This is a genomic window from Actinacidiphila polyblastidii (assembly GCF_036353415.1).
GTDB lineage: Bacteria > Actinomycetota > Actinomycetes > Streptomycetales > Streptomycetaceae > Actinacidiphila > Actinacidiphila polyblastidii.
The window spans coordinates 36,024-52,232 of record NZ_JAZEWV010000032.1; the positions used below are offsets into that span (position 1 = coordinate 36,024).

General features: G+C 73.4%; 12 protein-coding genes. 8 read left to right on the plus strand and 4 right to left on the minus strand.

Annotated features, from left to right (window positions below; all coding sequences use genetic code 11):
- Nucleotides 1–101: 101 nt before the first annotated feature.
- The 5 genes from V2S66_RS27230 (at nucleotide 102) to V2S66_RS27250 (ending at nucleotide 7,393) form a co-directional block, all read left to right on the plus strand.
- The gene (locus V2S66_RS27230; RefSeq protein WP_330799355.1) at nucleotides 102–2,870 is read left to right on the plus strand and encodes a penicillin acylase family protein; all 2,769 of its coding nucleotides are present in this window, start codon (nucleotides 102–104) and stop codon (nucleotides 2,868–2,870) included.
- A 295-nt stretch (nucleotides 2,871–3,165) separates the two neighbouring features.
- A complete protein-coding gene (locus V2S66_RS27235; protein ID WP_330799391.1) occupies nucleotides 3,166–4,014 on the plus strand; it encodes an SDR family oxidoreductase in 849 nt (282 codons plus the stop codon).
- The gene (locus V2S66_RS27240) at nucleotides 4,011–5,666 is read left to right on the plus strand and encodes an AMP-binding protein (RefSeq protein ID WP_330799356.1); all 1,656 of its coding nucleotides are present in this window, start codon (nucleotides 4,011–4,013) and stop codon (nucleotides 5,664–5,666) included. The genes V2S66_RS27235 and V2S66_RS27240 overlap by 4 nt, the downstream gene beginning before the upstream one ends.
- A 70-nt stretch (nucleotides 5,667–5,736) precedes the next feature.
- Complete coding sequence (locus V2S66_RS27245; protein ID WP_330799357.1) at nucleotides 5,737–6,390, plus strand: TetR/AcrR family transcriptional regulator; 654 nt, start codon at nucleotides 5,737–5,739, stop codon at nucleotides 6,388–6,390.
- Between the two features lie 19 nt (nucleotides 6,391–6,409).
- Entirely contained in the window at nucleotides 6,410–7,393 is a 984-nt protein-coding gene (locus V2S66_RS27250) for an NADPH:quinone oxidoreductase family protein (RefSeq protein ID WP_330799358.1), read from the plus strand.
- Between the two features lie 298 nt (nucleotides 7,394–7,691).
- On the opposite strand, the gene V2S66_RS27255 is transcribed toward V2S66_RS27250, so the two are convergent.
- Nucleotides 7,692–8,906 (minus strand): acyl-CoA dehydrogenase family protein, encoded by a 1,215-nt coding sequence (locus tag V2S66_RS27255; RefSeq protein ID WP_330799359.1) that lies wholly within the window; start codon nucleotides 8,904–8,906, stop codon nucleotides 7,692–7,694.
- Between the two features lie 6 nt (nucleotides 8,907–8,912).
- On the minus strand, nucleotides 8,913–9,944 hold the full coding sequence (locus V2S66_RS27260; RefSeq protein WP_330799360.1) for a phosphotransferase family protein: 1,032 nt from the start codon (nucleotides 9,942–9,944) through the stop codon (nucleotides 8,913–8,915).
- A 117-nt stretch (nucleotides 9,945–10,061) separates the two neighbouring features.
- Here V2S66_RS27260 and V2S66_RS27265 point away from each other — a divergent pair, with 117 nt between their 5' ends.
- On the plus strand, nucleotides 10,062–11,378 hold the full coding sequence (locus V2S66_RS27265; protein ID WP_330799361.1) for a glucarate dehydratase family protein: 1,317 nt from the start codon (nucleotides 10,062–10,064) through the stop codon (nucleotides 11,376–11,378).
- Between the two features lie 112 nt (nucleotides 11,379–11,490).
- On the opposite strand, the gene V2S66_RS27270 is transcribed toward V2S66_RS27265, so the two are convergent.
- Together V2S66_RS27270 and V2S66_RS27275 are read right to left on the minus strand one after the other, a co-directional pair.
- Nucleotides 11,491–12,888 carry a GntP family permease gene (locus tag V2S66_RS27270; protein WP_330799362.1) on the minus strand — a complete coding sequence of 466 codons (1,398 nt, stop codon included), beginning with the start codon at nucleotides 12,886–12,888 and terminating at the stop codon, nucleotides 11,491–11,493.
- 131 nt (nucleotides 12,889–13,019) lie between these two features.
- The gene (locus tag V2S66_RS27275; protein ID WP_330799363.1) at nucleotides 13,020–13,544 is read right to left on the minus strand and encodes a gluconokinase; all 525 of its coding nucleotides are present in this window, start codon (nucleotides 13,542–13,544) and stop codon (nucleotides 13,020–13,022) included.
- Nucleotides 13,545–13,692: 148 nt separating this feature from the next.
- Between V2S66_RS27275 and V2S66_RS27280 the strand changes: the two genes are divergently transcribed.
- Both V2S66_RS27280 and V2S66_RS27285 read left to right on the plus strand, forming a co-directional pair.
- A complete protein-coding gene (locus tag V2S66_RS27280; RefSeq protein ID WP_330799364.1) occupies nucleotides 13,693–14,457 on the plus strand; it encodes a FadR/GntR family transcriptional regulator in 765 nt (254 codons plus the stop codon).
- Between the two features lie 161 nt (nucleotides 14,458–14,618).
- Nucleotides 14,619–16,175, plus strand: a complete 1,557-nt coding sequence (locus tag V2S66_RS27285) for an MFS transporter (protein ID WP_413966493.1) — start codon at nucleotides 14,619–14,621, stop codon at nucleotides 16,173–16,175.
- Nucleotides 16,176–16,209: the final 34 nt, after the last annotated feature.

Genomic DNA, 16,209 nt, shown 5'->3' on the forward strand with positions numbered 1-16,209 from the left:
GCGCACCGGCCCGGCCCGCGGAAAAAGTTGACGTATGTTCATCTTCCGGGGTCGGCGTACCGGCGGTAACCTCCGCGCACCGGCATCCGGAAGGAGCAGACATGCCGCTGCGGACCCCACGACCGATCGGCACGCTCAGAAAGCTGGGTCGCCTGCGCACAGCGACCGCGGCCGCCCTACTGGCCCTCGCGGCCACCCTGGTGGCCCCCGTCCCCCTGGCCGCCCACGCGGCCGACGCGACCACCGACTACTGCGGCGGTCAGTGCGCGGACATCCTCCCGCCCGGCGAGAACGGCAACGCCACCCTCGCCGACATCCTGGCCAACAAGGTCTTCGGAACCCGTCCCGACCACACCATGGACCAGCTCGGCCCCTACGCGTCGCTGGCCACGGGCTACCCCGGCGTCACCGACGCGACGATCACCGACTTCTTCAACTCCTCGTCGTTCGGGGTGCCTTCGAACCAGGTCGCCTCGGTGACCATCCCCCGCTCCGACGTCACCATCACCCGGGACAAGAAGTCCGGCATCCCCCACATCAAGGGCACCACCCGCTCCGGCACCGAGTTCGGCGCGGGTTACGCGGCCGCGCAGGACCGGCTGTGGCTGATGGACCTCTTCCGGCACGTCGGCCGCGGCGAGCTGTCCTCCTTCGCCGGCGGCGCGGCCGCCAACCGCGGCCTGGAGCAGGAGTTCTGGCGGCAGGCCCCGTACACCGAGGCCGACCTGCAGTCCCAGGTCGACTGGCTGGCCCAGCAGGGCGGCTCCCGCGGCCAGCAGGCGCTCGCCGACGCGCAGGCGTACGTCGACGGCATCAACGCCTACATCACCGCTTCGAAGAACGGCCGCTACTTCCCTGGCGAGTACGTGCTCACCGGGCACGTCGACGCGATCACCAACGCGGGCACCATCGACCCCTTCCAGCTGACCGACCTGATCGCCCTCGCCTCGGTGATCGGCGCGCTGTTCGGCACCGGCGGCGGCGGAGAGGTGCAGTCCGCGCTGTCGCTGGCGGCGGCGCAGCAGCGGTACGGCGTCGCGCAGGGCACCCAGGTCTGGGAGTCCTTCCGCGAGCGGGACGACCCCGAGGCCACCTCGACCGTGCACGACGGCACCAGCTTCCCGTACGCGGGCAAACCCTCGAACCCGCAGGGGGAGGCGCTGCCGGACCCCGGCTCCGTCGTCCCCGAGCCGCTCGTCTACGACGCGACCGGCGGCGCCACCCAGGCGACCACCAGGAGTCCGGGCGTGCTGCCCTCGAACCTCTTCGCCACGCCGCGCAAGGGCATGTCCAACGCCCTGGTGGTGAGCGGCGCGCACACCGCCAGCGGGCACCCAGTCGCCGTCTTCGGCCCGCAGACCGGCTACTTCGCCCCGCAGTTGCTGATGCTCCAGGAGCTCCAGGGCCCCGGCATCAGCGCCCGCGGCGCGTCCTTCGCCGGGCTGGGGATGTACGTCGAGCTGGGTCGCGGCCAGGACTACGCGTGGAGCGCCACCTCCGCCTCGCAGGACGTCACCGACACCTACGCGGTCGAGCTGTGCCAGGACTCGACGCACTACCTCTTCCACGGCAGTTGCGTGCCGATGGAGAAACTGGAGCGCACCAACTCCTGGAAGCCCACCACCGCGGACTCCACGGCCGCGGGCTCCTACCGGATGCAGGTGTGGCGGACCGCGTACGGACCGGTGGAGTACCGGGCCACGGTCGGCGGGAAACCCGTCGCCTACACGCAGTTGCGCAGCTCCTACCGGCACGAGGCGGACTCCATCCTCGGCTTCCAGGAGCTGAACGACCCGACCTTCGTGCACGACGCCGCGTCCTTCCAGCGGGCGGCGCAGGACATCAACTACACCTTCAACTGGTTCTACGCGGACTCCCGGCAGACCGCCTACTACAACAGCGGCACCAACCCGGTGCGCGCCTCGGGCGTGGACGCGTCGTTCCCGGTGTGGGCGCAGACCGCCTACGACTGGCACGGCTGGGACCCGACCCTCAACACCGCCGACTACACGCCGCCTTCGCAGCATCCGCAGTCGGTGGACCAGGACTACTACATCAGCTGGAACAACAAGCAGGCCCCCGGCTACACCGCCGCCGGCTTCGGCGACGGCTCGGTGCACCGCGCCGACCTGCTGGAGGACCGGGTGAAGGCGCTCGTCCAGCAGGGCGGCGTCACGCGCTCGGCGCTGGTCAAGGCGATGGCGTCCGCGGCGGTCACCGACCTGCGCGGTGAGGACGTGCTGCCCGAACTGCTCCAGGTGATCGGCTCTGCGCCGGTCACCGACCCCCAGGAGGCCACCGCCGTGCAGCAGTTGACGGCATGGAGCCAGGCCGGCGCCAAGCGCACCGAGACGTCGGCGGGTTCGCACGCGTACGCCGACGCCGCCGCGATCCGGGTGATGGACGCGTGGTGGCCGCTGCTCGTCCAGGGCGAGTTCGCGCCCGGTCTCGGCACCGGCCTCTACAACGCCCTCGGCGCGGACCTCACCGTCGACGAGTCGCCGTCCGCCGGACACGGGCCGACCGGCTCGCACGCCGGCAGCGCGTTCCAGTACGGCTGGTGGTCCTACGCGGACAAGGACCTGCGCAAGGTGCTCGGCCGGCCGGTGCAGGGCGCACTGGCGCAGACGTACTGCGGCGGCGGGCAGTTGGCGGCGTGCCGCGACGTCCTGCTGTCCACGTTGAAGCAGGCCGCGGCGGTCCCGGCGAGCACCGTGTACCCGGGTGACGACGGCGGCTGCTCGGCCGGCGACCAGTGGTGCGCGGACTCGATCGTCCAGCGGCCGCTGGGCGGCGTGACGGACGACCGGATCAGCTGGCAGAACCGTCCCACCTTCCAGCAGGTCGTGGAGTTCCCCGCCCACCGGTGATCCCGGTGCGCGACACCGCGGGCCGGGTCCTCCATCGGGGACCCGGCCCGCGGCCCGCGGCGCCCGGCGGGCCGGCTCCTCGTGGCAGATGTCGCCGTGCGCGCCGGACGGCGGGCCGCCCGCGCTCACCACCGCGGAGGCGTCCGCACTCACGCAGCCGCCGGGTCGAGTCCGGCGCGCCCCACCGGCCCTTCCGGAAGCGTGACCGACCGCTTAGTATGCGATCGGGAGCCGCGCCGCAGCCTGAGGCGCCGCGGCTCGGAGAACGCCGAGTCGAAGGAGACACGTCGTGGTCGTGGAAGCACTGCGTGACGCCCGGGTGGTCGTCACCGGAGCCGGCGGGGGCATCGGAGCCGCCCTCGCCCGCCGATTCGCGGCCGAGGGCGCCCGGGTGGCCGTCAACGACCTCGACGCGGACGCCGCCCGGAAGGTCGCCGCGGAGATCGACGCCACGGTGGTCCCCGGCGACGCCTCCACGATCGTGCCGGCCGCCCGCACCGCGCTGGGCGGCCGGATCGACGTCTTCTGCGCCAACGCGGGCGTCGGCACCGGCGGCGGGCCCGAGGCCGACGACGCCGCCTGGGAGCTGGCCTGGGACGTCAACGTGATGGCCCATGTGCGGGCCGCCCGCGCCGTACTCCCCGAATGGCTGGAGCGCGGCGAAGGCCGCTTCGTGTCCACCGTCTCGGCCGCCGGGCTGCTGACGATGATCGGCGCGGCGCCGTACTCGGTGACCAAGCACGGCGCGCTGGCCTTCGCGGAGTGGCTGTCGCTCACCTACCGCCACCGCGGCGTGCGCGTGCACGCCGTCTGCCCGCAGGGCGTGCGCACCGCGATGCTCGACGCCACCGGGCCCGCGGGCGACCTGGTGCTGCGACCGGGCGCCATCGAGCCGGAGGACGTCGCGCGGGCCGTGCTCGACGGCATCGCCGCCGAGCGCTTCCTGATCCTGCCGCACCCCGAGGTCGCGGACTACTACGCCGCCCGCGCCGCGGAGCCCGAGCGCTGGCTCGGGGGCATGAACAAGCTGCAGCGCGGCTACGAGGACCTCCAGGCGCAGCACGCCGCCACACAGCAGGCATCGGCAGAGCAGGCGTCGGCGCAGCAGGCGTCCGCGCCGCACGGGAAGGGTGAGCGCGCATGACCGGATACGCGGACCGGCCCTGGCTCAAGCACTTCACCGAGGAGCAGCGCGAGCCCGTCGAGCACCCGGCATCGGTCCTGCACAGCTTCCTGGACCACGCCGGACGGGTTCCCGAGCGGACCGCGCTGTACTACTTCGACGGCGCGCTGACGTACGGCGAACTGGACGCGCTCTCCGACGGGCTGGCCCGGTACCTGGCCGGCCGCGGCTTCGCGGCAGGCGACCGGCTCGCGGTGATGCTGCAGAACGTGCCGCAGTTCGCGGTGGCCGTGCTCGCCGCGTGGAAGGCGGGCGGCGCGGTCATCCCGGTCAACCCGATGTACAAGGCGCAGGAGCTCACCCACATCCTGACCGACGCCGCCGCCGCCGGAATCGTCTGCTCCGAGCGCGCCTGGGACGGCTACGTGCGGGACGCCGCCGCGCGCACACCGGTCCGGTTCGCGCTCACCGCCAGCGAGTTCGACCTGCAGAGCCGCGACGACCCGCGGGTGCTGACCGGTGCGCGGCAGCCCGCGGCCGACGCGCACGACGTGCTGGCCGCCGCCCGCGCGGCCGCAGGACCGCGGCCGGACGTCGCGCTGCCGCAGGCCGGCGACATCGCGCTGATCAGCTACACCTCGGGCACCAGCGGCAAGCCGAAGGGCGCCCTCAACACCCACGGCAACATCTCCTTCAACGCCCACCGCCAGGTGCGGCTCCAGGACTTCGACGACGACGCGGTCTACTTCGCGCTCGCGCCGCTCTTCCACATCACCGGCATGGTCTGCCAGCTGGGCGCCGCGCTCGCCGGCGGCTACGCCGTGGCGCTGGCCTACCGGTTCGAGCCGGGCGTGGTCCTCGACGCACTGCGCGAGCACCGGCCGACCTACACCGTCGGCCCGTCCACCGCCTTCATGGCGCTGCTGGCCAGGCCGGACGCGACCGCGGAGGACTTCGCGTCCTTCCAGCTGATCTCCTCCGGCGGCGCGCCGCTGCCGCCCGCGGTGGTCGAGGGGTTCCGCGCCCGCACCGGCGGCCTCTACCTGGCCAACGGCTACGGCCTCACCGAGTGCACCGCGCCCTGCGCGAGCGTGCCGCCCGGCAGCGAGGCGCCCGTCGACCCCGCGTCGGGCACCCTCGCGGTGGGCGTGCCGGGCCCCGGCACCATGGTCAGGATCCTGGACGACACGGGCGCCGAGGTGCCCTTCGGCGAGCACGGCGAGATAGCCGTCAGCGGGCCGATGGTCGTCCCCGGGTACTGGAACCTGCCGCAGGAGTCGGCCGCCGCCATCCCCGGCGGCGAGCTGCTCACCGGCGACATCGGCTTCATGGACGAGGACGGCTGGCTCTACGTCGTCGACCGCAAGAAGGACATGATCAACGCGTCCGGCTTCAAGGTGTGGCCGCGCGAGGTCGAGGACGTCCTCTACACCCACCCCGCGGTCCGCGAGGCGGCCGTCGTCGGCGTCCCCGACGCCTACCGCGGCGAGAGCGTCAAGGCGTACGTGAGCCTGCGCCCGGGAGCCGAGGCCGACGCCGCGCAGCTGGTCGCCTACTGCAGGGAGCGGCTTGCCGCGTACAAGTACCCGCGCGAGGTCGAGGTGCTCGGCGAGCTGCCGAAGACCGCGACCGGCAAGATCCTGCGGCGGGAGCTGCGGGCGGCGGCCGGATAGGGTCCATACCGGTCGGGATGCCGGCAGCCGGTCGCCACCGGCGCCGCACGGCAGGGAGAGAGGTCAGGTCATGGCACGCAGCGCGACGGGCGGCAGCGGCGCGGGGACGGGCGCCGGCGCGGGGCCGGGTACGGCCGCCGGGGCGGGCGCGGGCGCCGCCGTACCCGAGCGGCTGCTCGCCGAGGCCACCCGGCTGTTCGCCGAGCGCGGCTACGACCGCACCTCCGTCCAGGAGATCGTGGAGGCGGCCGGCGTCACCAAGGGCGCGCTCTACCACTACTTCGGCTCCAAGGACGACCTGCTGCACGAGATCTACGCCCGGGTGCTGCGGCTGCAGACCGAGCGGCTCGACGCGATCGCCGCCCGCCCCACCGACGTGCCCGAGCGGCTCGCCGAGGCCGCCGCGGACGTCGTCGTCACCAGCATCCAGAACCTCGACGACACGAAGATCTTCTTCCGCTCGATGCACCAGCTGAGCCCGGAGAAGCAGAAGGCGGTGCGTGCCGAACGGCGCCGCTACCACGAGCGGTTCCGCTCGCTGGTCGAGGAGGGGCAGCGCGACGGGCACTTCCGCGCCGAACTGCGGCCCGACCTCGTCGTCGACTACTTCTTCGGCTCCGTGCACCATCTCGGCACCTGGTACCACGCGGACGGACCGCTGTCCGCGGAGCAGGTCGCCACCGAGTTCTCCGATCTGCTGCTGCACTCGGTGCGGCGGCCCTGACCCCCTGGGGAGTTCCCACGTGAAGGCATGGCGCGTCCACGAGAACGGCGAACCGCGCGAGGCGATGCGCCTCGACGAGGTCCCGGCGCCCGAACCGGGCCCCGGCGAGGTGCTGTTGCGGGTGCTGGCCGCGAATGTGAACTTCCCCGACGCGATGCTGTGCCGCGGCCAGTACCAGATCAGGCCGCCGCTGCCCTTCACCCCCGGCGTGGAGATGTGCGGGCGGGTCGAGGCGGTCGGCGAGGGCGTCACCGGGCTCGACGCCGGCGCCCGGGTGATCACTCCGGCGGCGCTGCCGGCCGGCGCCTTCGCCGAGTACGCGGTGGTTCCCGCGGCCGGCGTGCTGCCCGCGCCCGAGGCGCTGGACGACGCGGAGGCCGCCGCGCTGCACATCGGCTACCAGACCGGATGGTTCGGCCTGCACCGGCGGGCCGCCCTCCGACCCGGCGAGACGCTGCTCGTGCACGCCGCCGCGGGCGGCGTGGGCAGCGCGGCCGTCCAGCTCGGCAAGGCCGCGGGCGCCACCGTGATCGGCGTGGTCGGCGGCCCCGAGAAGGCGAAGGCCGCCCGCGAGCTGGGCGCGGACATCGTGGTGGACCGCCACCGTGAGGACTTCGTGGCCGTGGTGAAGGAGGCGACCGCGGGCCGCGGCGCGAACGTGGTCTACGACCCGGTGGGCGGCGAGGCGTACACGAAGTCCACCAAGTGCGTCGCCTTCGAGGGGCGGATCGTGGTCGTCGGCTTCACCTCGGGCACGATCCCGGCGCCCGGCCTCAACCACGCGCTGGTGAAGAACTACGCGATCCTCGGGCTGCACTGGGGGCTGTACAACACCCACGACCCGGTCGCGGTGCGGCAGGCCCACGACGAGCTGGGCCGCCTGGCCGCCGAGGGGCTGGTACGGCCGCTCGTCACCGAGCGCGTGCCGTTCGCCGGCGCGGCCGGCGCGGTCCAGCGGGTGGCCGACGGCACGACCACCGGCCGCCTCGTCGTCATCCCCTGACCCGTCCGCCTCCCGGCGGTCACCCCACCACCGGCCCGTTCGGGCCGTTGCCGTCGTCCCCGGACCACCTGCCGGTGGGTGGGCTGATCGCGCCCCTGGCGCTGCGTGACGCCCGGCGTGTTCCGGGCGCAGCCCGGGGTTTTTGAGGGGCGCGGGGAACCGCGCGGCCAGCCGCCGCGGGGACTGTACGTGGTCACCGGCCGGGTGGGGCTGCTGCGGTCGTTTCCGGGCCGGTGGGTCGCTCGCGCCGTTCCCCGCGCCCCGGGTGGGGCGGGGGGCGTCGGCGGGACAAACGCCGTCAGGCGTATTTCTTGAGCTCGCGTCGCGCCAGCGACCGCTTGTGGACCTCGTCCGGGCCGTCGGCCAAACGCAGTGTCCGCGCCGCGGCCCAGAGGTGGGCGAGCGGGAAGTCCTGGCCGACGCCGCCGGCCCCGTGCACCTGGATGGCGCGGTCGACGATGCGCTGCACGGCCGCGGGCGTGGCGATCTTGATCGCCTGGATCTCGGTGTGCGCGCCCTGGTTGCCGACGGTGTCCATCAGCCAGGCCGTCTTGAGCACCAGCAGCCGCAACTGCTCGATCTCCACGCGGGCTTCGGCGATCCACTCCTGCACCACGCCCTGCGCGGCGAGCGGCTTGCCGAAGGCGACCCGGCCGGCGGCGCGCCGGCACATCAGCTCCAGGGCGCGCTCGGCCATGCCGATCAGCCGCATGCAGTGGTGGATGCGGCCGGGGCCCAGCCGCGCCTGGGCGATGGCGAAGCCGCCGCCCTCCTCGCCGATCAGGTTCGCGGCCGGCACCCGCACGTCGTGGAAGACCACCTCGGCGTGCCCGCCGTGGTCGCCGTCGTCGAAGCCGAACACCCGCATGCCGCGCCGTACTTCGATGCCCGGGGTGTCCCGCGGCACCAGGATCTGGCTCTGCTGGCGGTGCCGGTCGGCGGCCGGGTCGGTCTTGCCCATCACGATGAAGATCGCGCACCGCGGGTTCATCGCCCCGGAGATGTACCACTTGCGGCCGTTGACGACGTACGAGTCGCCGTCGCGCTCGATGCGCGTCTCGATGTTGGTCGCGTCCGAGGAGGCGACGTCCGGCTCGGTCATCGCGAACGCCGACCTGATCTCGCCGGCCAGCAGCGGCTCCAGCCACTCCTTGCGCTGCGCCGGGGTGCCGAACTCCGCGAGCACTTCCATGTTCCCGGTGTCGGGGGCCGCGCAGTTGAGCGCGGGCGGCGCGAGGTGCGGGCTGCGGCCGGTGAGTTCGGCCAGCGGCGCGTACTGAAGGTTGGTCAGTCCCGCGCCGTGCTCGCCGGGCAGGAAGAGGTTCCACAGACCCTGCCCGCGGGCCTCGGCCTTGAGCTGCTCCACGACCGGCGGCGCCGACCAGACGGCCTCGCCGGTGGCCTGCTCGCGCTGCTCGTCGAAGACCGCCTCCGCCGGGTACACGTGCTCGTCGAGGAACGCGGCCAGCCGCTCGCGCAGTTCCGTGGTCCTGGCGTCGAAGCCGAAGTCCATGGTGGGTCAGCCCTTCTCGTGCTGGAGGGTGTGCAGGCCGCGTTCGATGAAGAGGGGCACGACGCTGCCGATGCGGTCGAAGCCGCGCCCGAGGGTCTGACCGAGCGTCCAGCGGTAGTGGATGCCCTCCAGGATCACCGCGAGCTTGAAGTAGGCGAAGGCGGTGTACCAGCCGATCGAGGAGACGTCGCGGCCGGAGCGGCGGGCGTAGCGCTCGACCACCTCGTCGGTGGACGGATGGCCGGGGGCGCCGCCGGTGGTCGGCGCGGGGAAGTCGGGGACGCCGTGCTGCTCGCCGTACATCACCAGCAGCCCGAGGTCGGTGAGCGGGTCGCCGAGGGTGGACATCTCCCAGTCCAGCACGGCGGTCAGCCGGTCGTCCCGGTCGAAGAGCACGTTGTCGAGCCGGTAGTCGCCGTGCACGACGGCCGGCGCGGGGGAGGCCGGCATCGCCCGGCCGAGCGCGGCGTGCAGCTCGTCGATGCCGGGCAGCTCACGGCTGCGGGAGGCGTCGAGCTGCTTGCCCCAGCGCCGCAGCTGGCGGTCGAGGAACCCCTCCGGCCGGCCGAAGTCGTCGAGGCCGACCGCCGCCGGGTCCACCGCGTGCAGGTCCACCAGGGTGTCGACGAGGGTCAGCGCGACCGCCCGGGTCCGCTCGGCGCCCAGCTCCCGCAGCTGGCTCTCGGTGCGGTACGGGGTGCCCGGCACGAAGTCCATCACGTAGAAGGGCGCGCCGATGACCGTGTCGTCCTCGCAGAGCAGCACGGTGCGGGGGACCGGCACCGGGGTCGGCGCGAGGGCGGACATCACGCGGTGCTCGCGGGCCATGTCGTGCGCGGTGGCGAGGACGTGCCCGAGCGGAGGGCGGCGCACCACCCAGGAGCCGGCGCCGTCGGTGACCCGGTAGGTGAGGTTGGACCGGCCGCCCTCGACGAGGTCCGCCCGCAGGTCTGCGGCCACCAGGCCGGGGCGTTCCCGGTCCAGCAGGTCGCGGAGCCGGGCGAGGTCGAGGCCCCGGGGGGTGTCCGTATCGCTCATGCGGAAATCGTACCGACTGGTCGGTATGCCGTCCAGTTCCCCCGCGCCCCCGGCCGCGTTGACGGGCGAGGGGCGGCGCGCCTACTCTCTGGACTTATGGGTGAACATAATTCACATATGAAGACAGTGGATGCGACGGACCGCTCGGCGGCGCTCACGGTGACCGAGGTGCGGCTGACCCCCATCCTGATCGCGGACCCGCCACTGCTCAACACCCAGGGCGTCCACCAGCCCTACACCCCCCGGCTCATCATCGAGGTCGTCACCGCCGACGGTACGACCGGGGTGGGTGAGACCTACGGTGACACCCGTTATCTCGACCTCGCGGCACCCCTCGCCAAGGCCCTGCCCGGCCGGCCGGTCAGCGACCTGAACGGCCTGTTCACCCTCGCCGAGCAGGTCTGCGGCGACCCGGCGGAGGTGTCGGACTCGGTCGACGTCGGCGGCCTGCGGGGCGTGCAGACCGCGGACAAGCTGCGGCTGTCGGTGATCTCCGGCTTCGAGGTGGCCTGCCTCGACGCGCTCGGCAAGGCGCTCGGCCTGCCGGTGCACGCCCTGCTCGGCGGCAAGGTCCGCGACCACATCGACTACAGCGCCTACCTCTTCTACCGGCTCGCCGCCCACCCCCAGGGCCAGGGCGAGCCCGACGACTGGGGCGCCGCCCTCGACCCGGAGGGCGTGGTCGCCCAGGCCCGGCGCTTCGCCGAGACATACGGCTTCGGCTCCTTCAAGCTCAAGGGCGGGGTCTTCCCGCCCGAGGAGGAGATCGCCGCCGTCCGCGCGCTCGCCGAGGCGTTCCCCGGCCGCCCGCTGCGCCTGGACCCCAACGGCGCGTGGTCGGTGCCGACCTCGCTGCACGTCGCCCGCGAACTCGCGGACGTCCTGGAGTACCTGGAGGACCCGGCCAGCAGCACCGACCGGATGGCCGAGGTCGCCGCGGGCACCGAGGTGCCGCTGGCCACGAACATGTGCGTGACGACCTTCCCGGAGATCCAGGAGGCGTTCACCCGCGGCGCCGTCCAGGTCGTGCTCTCCGACCACCACTACTGGGGCGGGCTGCGCAACACCCAGCAGCTCGCAGCGGTCTGCCGCACCTTCGGCGTCGGCCTGTCCATGCACTCCAACACCCACCTGGGCATCAGCCTCGCCGCCATGACCCACGTCGCGGCGACCGTGCCCAACCTCGACTACGCCTGCGACTCCCACTACCCGTGGCAGACCGAGGACGTCATCACCGAGCGGCACGTCTTCGAGGGCGGCCGGCTGGCGGTGTCCGACCGGCCGGGGCTCGGCGTCGAGCTGGACCGCGAGGTGCTGGCCGCGCTGCACCGGCGCTGGCTGGAGGACGACGGCACGATGCGCGACCGCGACGACGCGGCGGCGATGCGCAAGGCCGACCCCCGGTGGCAGACGCCGAGCGTGCCGCGCTGGTGACAGGCCGGGGCGGGCGGCCGTACCCCGCATGAGAGGGGTACGGCCGCCCGCCGGTGGGTTCGCGGGCCGGTCGTCGCAGGCCGGTCGTCGCAGGCCGGGTGGTCGCGGGCGGCTAGACGATCACCGAGAGGAGCATCACGAACCCGAGCGCCACCACCGAGATCACCGTCTCCATCGCCGACCAGGTCTTGAGCGTCTGCGGGACGTCCATCCCGAAGTACTCCTTGACCAGCCAGAATCCCGCGTCGTTGACGTGGGAGAAGAAGAGCGAGCCGGCGCCCACCGCGAGCACCAGGAGCGCGGTGTGGGTGCCGGACATGTTCGCGGCAAGGGGCGCGACCAGGCCGGAGGCCGAGATGATCGCCACGGTCGCCGAGCCCGTCGCCACCCGGATCAGCACGGCGATCAGCCAGCCGAGCAGCAGCGCCGAGATGTGCCAGTCCTTCGACCAGTCGAGGATCGTCTGGCCCACCCCGCAGTCGATCAGGGTCTGCTTGAAACCACCGCCGGCGCCGACGATGAGCATGATCCCGGCGATCGGCGCGAGCGAGGCGTCCACCGTCGAGGACAGCCGGTCCTTGCCGAACCCGGCGGCCCGGCCGAGCGTGAACATCGCCACGATCACCGCGGCCAGCAGTGCGACCAGCGGCGTGCCGATCACGTCGAAGATCCGGTAGGCGAGGCTGTTCTGGTCGTCCACGATCACGTCGGCCAGTGCCTTGGCGAGCATCAGGGCGACCGGCAGCAGCATCGTGCAGGCGGTGGCGGCGAAGCCCGGCCGCTTCTCCAGGTCGTCCGAGGCACGCGCCGGGGTCATCCGCTCCGGCGGTGCGACGTCCACCCAGCGCGAGGCGACCCGCCCGAAGAGCGGTCCCGCCAGCGCCAGCGTGGGCAGCGCGACCAGTACGCCGAGCGCGAGGGTGGTGCCCATGTCGGCGTGGATGGCGTCGATCGCGGCGAGCGGCCCGGGGTGCGGGGGCACCAGGCCGTGCATGACCGACAGGCCGGCGAGTGCGGGTATGCCGATCCTGATCAGCGACTGACCGCTGCGCCTGGCGACCAGCAGCACCACCGGGATCAGCAGGACGATGCCGATCTCGAAGAACAGCGGAAGCCCGACCAGGCCCGCGATCAGCGCCATCGCCCAGGGCAGCCGCTTCTCGCTGGTCCTGGCCAGGATGGTGTCCACGATCTGGTCGGCGCCGCCGGAGTCCGCGAGCAGCTTGCCGAGGATCGCGCCCAGCGCGATCAGCGTGCCGACACTGGCCACCGTGGTGCCCAGGCCGGTGGTGTAACTGGTGATGGTCTTGGCGAGCGGGGCGCCGGCGACCGAGCCCAGCACACCGGCGCCGATGGTCAGCGCCAGGAAGGCGTGCAGCTTGAAGCGGGTGATCAGCACGACGATGACGGCGATACCGGCCAGTGCGGCCAGGGCGAGCCGGGTGTTGCCGGCGTCGGTGATCGGCGGGGGCGTGGCGGCGGCCAGCAGCTCGACGCTGAGTGCGGACACGGAGGACTCCAGGGGGACGGGGGCGTGAGGGGCGGCGGACAGGGCGCCGTGACGGCGGCGGCCACCGGAGGCGGCGGGTGCCGAGGCGGCGGCCGCGGTGACGGCGGGTCGGACGGGGAGGGGGAGGGGCGCTAGCGCCCGGTGGCGCCGGGCAGCGCGGCGAGCGCCCGCTCGGCGATCTGCCGCGCGCCGCCGTCGACGGGGACGACCGCCCCCGCCTCGTCGGGCTCCAGTGGTTCGAGCGCCTCGAACTGCGAGGCCAGCAGGCCGGACGGCATGAAGTGCTGCATCCGCGCGGCGAGCCGCGAGGCGATCAGCTCCGGTGAGCCGTCCAGGTGGAGGAAGAACAGGTCGGGCGCGTCGCGCCGCAGCCGGTCGCGGTAACGGCGGCGCAGCGCCGAGCAGCTGACCACGCCGCCGTGGCCGGCGCGCTCCTCGATCCAGCCGGCGATCGCGTCGAGCCAGGGCGCCCGGTCGGTGTCGTCCAGCGGGTGACCGGCGGACATCTTGGCGATGTTGGCCGGCGGGTGGAAGTCGTCGGCCTCGGCGTAGGGGACGCCGAGCCGCTCGGCCAGCAGGCCGCCGACGGTGGACTTGCCCGAGCCGGAGACTCCCATGACCACGATCACCGGGAGCAGCTGCGGTGCGGGCGTCATCGGTTCCTACCTCCTTGGGGGACCGCCGGGCGGAGACGGGGGAGACCCCGCCCGGCGGCTGCGGACCACTGAACACGTTAGGTACTACTTATTCAAGAGTCTGTGATCTAAAAGTCATACGACAGTGGTGACCAACTACGCTTGGCCCATGCCTCAGCAGGAAGCCCCGCACGACCGGCGCGACGCCCCCGCCGCCGGTCACGCCAACGGGCTGCACTCCCGGGTCCTGGCCGAGCTGGGCCCGGCCATCGCCTCCGGCGAGCACCCGCCGGGGACGGTGCTGCGGATCGACGAACTCGAGGCGCGCTACGGGGTGTCCCGCACGGTCGTGCGGGAGGCGGTGCGGGTGCTGGAGGCGATGCACCTGGTGGAGACCCGGCGCCGGGTCGGCGTCACGGTCCGGCGCACCGAGGAGTGGAACGTCTTCGACCCCGCGGTGATCCGGTGGCGGCTGGCCGGCGCCGACCGCGCGCGCCAACTGCGCTCGCTGACCACGCTGCGCACCGCCGTCGAGCCGGTCGCCGCGGGCCTCGCGGCGGACGCGGCCACGCCCGCGCAGTGCCGCGAACTCACCGTGCTCGCCGCCGAGATGGCGGCCGCCGGCCGCGCGGCCGACCTCGCCGCGTACCTCGTCCACGACGTGGCCTTCCACCGGGTGATGCTGGAGGCGTCGGGCAACGAGATGTTCGCCCGGCTCGGCGACGTGGTCGCCGAGGTGCTCACCGGCCGCACCGAGCACCATGTGATGTTCACCGCTCCCGACCCCGAGGCGGTGACCCTGCACGTCCGTGTCGCGGAGGCGGTCAGGGCCCGCGACGCCGCCGCGGCGGAGTCCCTGATGCGCGCGATCTGCGTCGGCGCCCTGCGCGAACTGGACATCCTCGCCCCGGAGCCGGAGGTCGGCGCCCGCTGACGACGGGCGCGGCGACCCCGTACGACCGGGTGGCGGAGGCCCGCGCCGATGCTTCAGGGCATCGATCTTCTGTTTGACGACCTTAAGTAGTCGCGCCTAGCATCCATCAGGACATTTGCTTGACATCTTTAAGTATCCAGGACCTGAAGGACATCTCCGCGATGAGCAGCAGTACCGCGCCGCAGCCCGGCCACGCGCTCCGCCCCGGCCACCCGGGGAGGAGCACGAAAGGCACCGTCCTCGCGCTGAGCCTGGCCGCGATGGTCGTGTCGATGATGCAGACGCTGGTGGTGCCGATCCTCGGCCTGATCCAGACGAGCCTGCACACCACGGCCGCCAACGCCAGCTGGGTGACCACGGCGACGCTGCTGTCCGCGGCGGTCTTCACGCCGCTGCTGGGACGCTTCGGCGACCAGCACGGCAAGAAGCCCACCCTCGTCGGGGTGCTGCTGGTGCTCATCGCCGGCACGCTGCTGGCGGCCACCACGCACTCGCTGCTCTGGCTGATCGCCGGCCGGGTCCTGCAGGGCGCGGCGACCGCGATCTTCCCGCTCGCGCTGTCGATCCTGCGCGAGGAGATCGAACCGAAGAAGCTCCCCGGCGCGATGGCCCTGGCCAGCGGCGCCTTCGCGTTCGGCAGCGGCATCGCACTGGTCGCCACCGGGCTGCTCACCTCCGGCGCGCACCCCGACTACCGCAGCGCCTTCTGGCTGGCCACCGGCATGGCCGTGCTGGTGCTCGTCGCCGTGCTCACCCTGGTCCCCGCGACCCGGCACAGGACCGGCGGCCGCACCGACGTGCTCGGCACGCTGACCCTGGCGCTCACCCTCGTCCTCCTGCTGCTCGCGATCAGCCAGGGCCACGAGTGGGGCTGGTCCTCCGTCCGCACGGCCGGCTGCTTCGCTGGGTCGGTGCTGATGGGCGCGGTGTGGGTGCTGGTCGAGCGCAGGGTGCGCGAACCGCTGGTCGACATGCGGATGTTCGTCCACCGCCCGGTGCTCATGGCGAACCTCGCCGGACTCCTGGTCGGCTTCGGTGCCTTCGTCCTCTTCATCGGCGTGTCCTACCTGGCGCAGATGCCGTCGCGGCTGATCGGCTACGGCTTCGACGCGAGCGTGCTGCGCGCGTCCGTGGAGTACCTGCTGCCCAGCACCCTGGTGTCGCTGGTGGCCGCGCCCGTCGGCGGCGCGCTCGTACGGCGGCACGGGCCGCGCCTGGTGCTGCTCCTCGCCGCGCTGGCCGGCGCGGCCGGATTCGGCTGGATCGTCGCCGACCACGCGCACAGCTTCTCGGTGATCGGCGCGGGCGCGCTCGTCGGCGTCGCGATCGCCTTCGGGTACGCGGCGATGCCCGCCGTCATCGTCCGCAGCGTGCCGCACCACCAGACCGGCATCGCCAACGGCATCAACTCCATCTCGCGCTCCACCGGCAGCGCGATCGGCAGCGCCGTCGTCACCACCGTCCTCGCCTCCAAGACCGTCCCCCACCTGCCCCCGGGCACCCCCGCCCTCCCCGCCGAGTCCCAGTACACCCTCAGCTTCGCCATCGCCGGCGTCGCCCTCGCCCTGGTCGCCCTCGTCGCCTGGGCGGGTCTGCGCCGCCCCTCCGAAGCCCCGCCGTCCGCCGCGGTCGCCCCGGCGGACCGCGCCGCGGCCGGCGCCGGCGCCGACGCGCCGGGCGGCGCCGCGGCCGAGACCGCGGCGCGGGCGGCCCGCTGACGAACCGGGGCGCCGCGCCAGACCGGCCCGGCGC

Bases quoted from the DNA above. Each gene is read 5' to 3' on its own strand.
- V2S66_RS27230 (WP_330799355.1), top strand. From the start codon at position 102: ATGCCGCTGCGGACCCCACGACCGATCGGCACGCTCAGAAAGCTGGGT.
- V2S66_RS27240 (WP_330799356.1), top strand. From the start codon at position 4,011: ATGACCGGATACGCGGACCGGCCCTGGCTCAAGCACTTCACCGAGGAG.
- V2S66_RS27245 (WP_330799357.1), top strand. From the start codon at position 5,737: ATGGCACGCAGCGCGACGGGCGGCAGCGGCGCGGGGACGGGCGCCGGC.
- V2S66_RS27255 (WP_330799359.1), bottom strand. From the start codon at position 8,906: ATGGACTTCGGCTTCGACGCCAGGACCACGGAACTGCGCGAGCGGCTG.
- V2S66_RS27260 (WP_330799360.1), bottom strand. From the start codon at position 9,944: ATGAGCGATACGGACACCCCCCGGGGCCTCGACCTCGCCCGGCTCCGC.
- V2S66_RS27265 (WP_330799361.1), top strand. From the start codon at position 10,062: ATGAAGACAGTGGATGCGACGGACCGCTCGGCGGCGCTCACGGTGACC.
- V2S66_RS27275 (WP_330799363.1), bottom strand. From the start codon at position 13,544: ATGACGCCCGCACCGCAGCTGCTCCCGGTGATCGTGGTCATGGGAGTC.
- V2S66_RS27280 (WP_330799364.1), top strand. From the start codon at position 13,693: ATGCCTCAGCAGGAAGCCCCGCACGACCGGCGCGACGCCCCCGCCGCC.
- V2S66_RS27285 (WP_413966493.1), top strand. From the start codon at position 14,619: ATGAGCAGCAGTACCGCGCCGCAGCCCGGCCACGCGCTCCGCCCCGGC.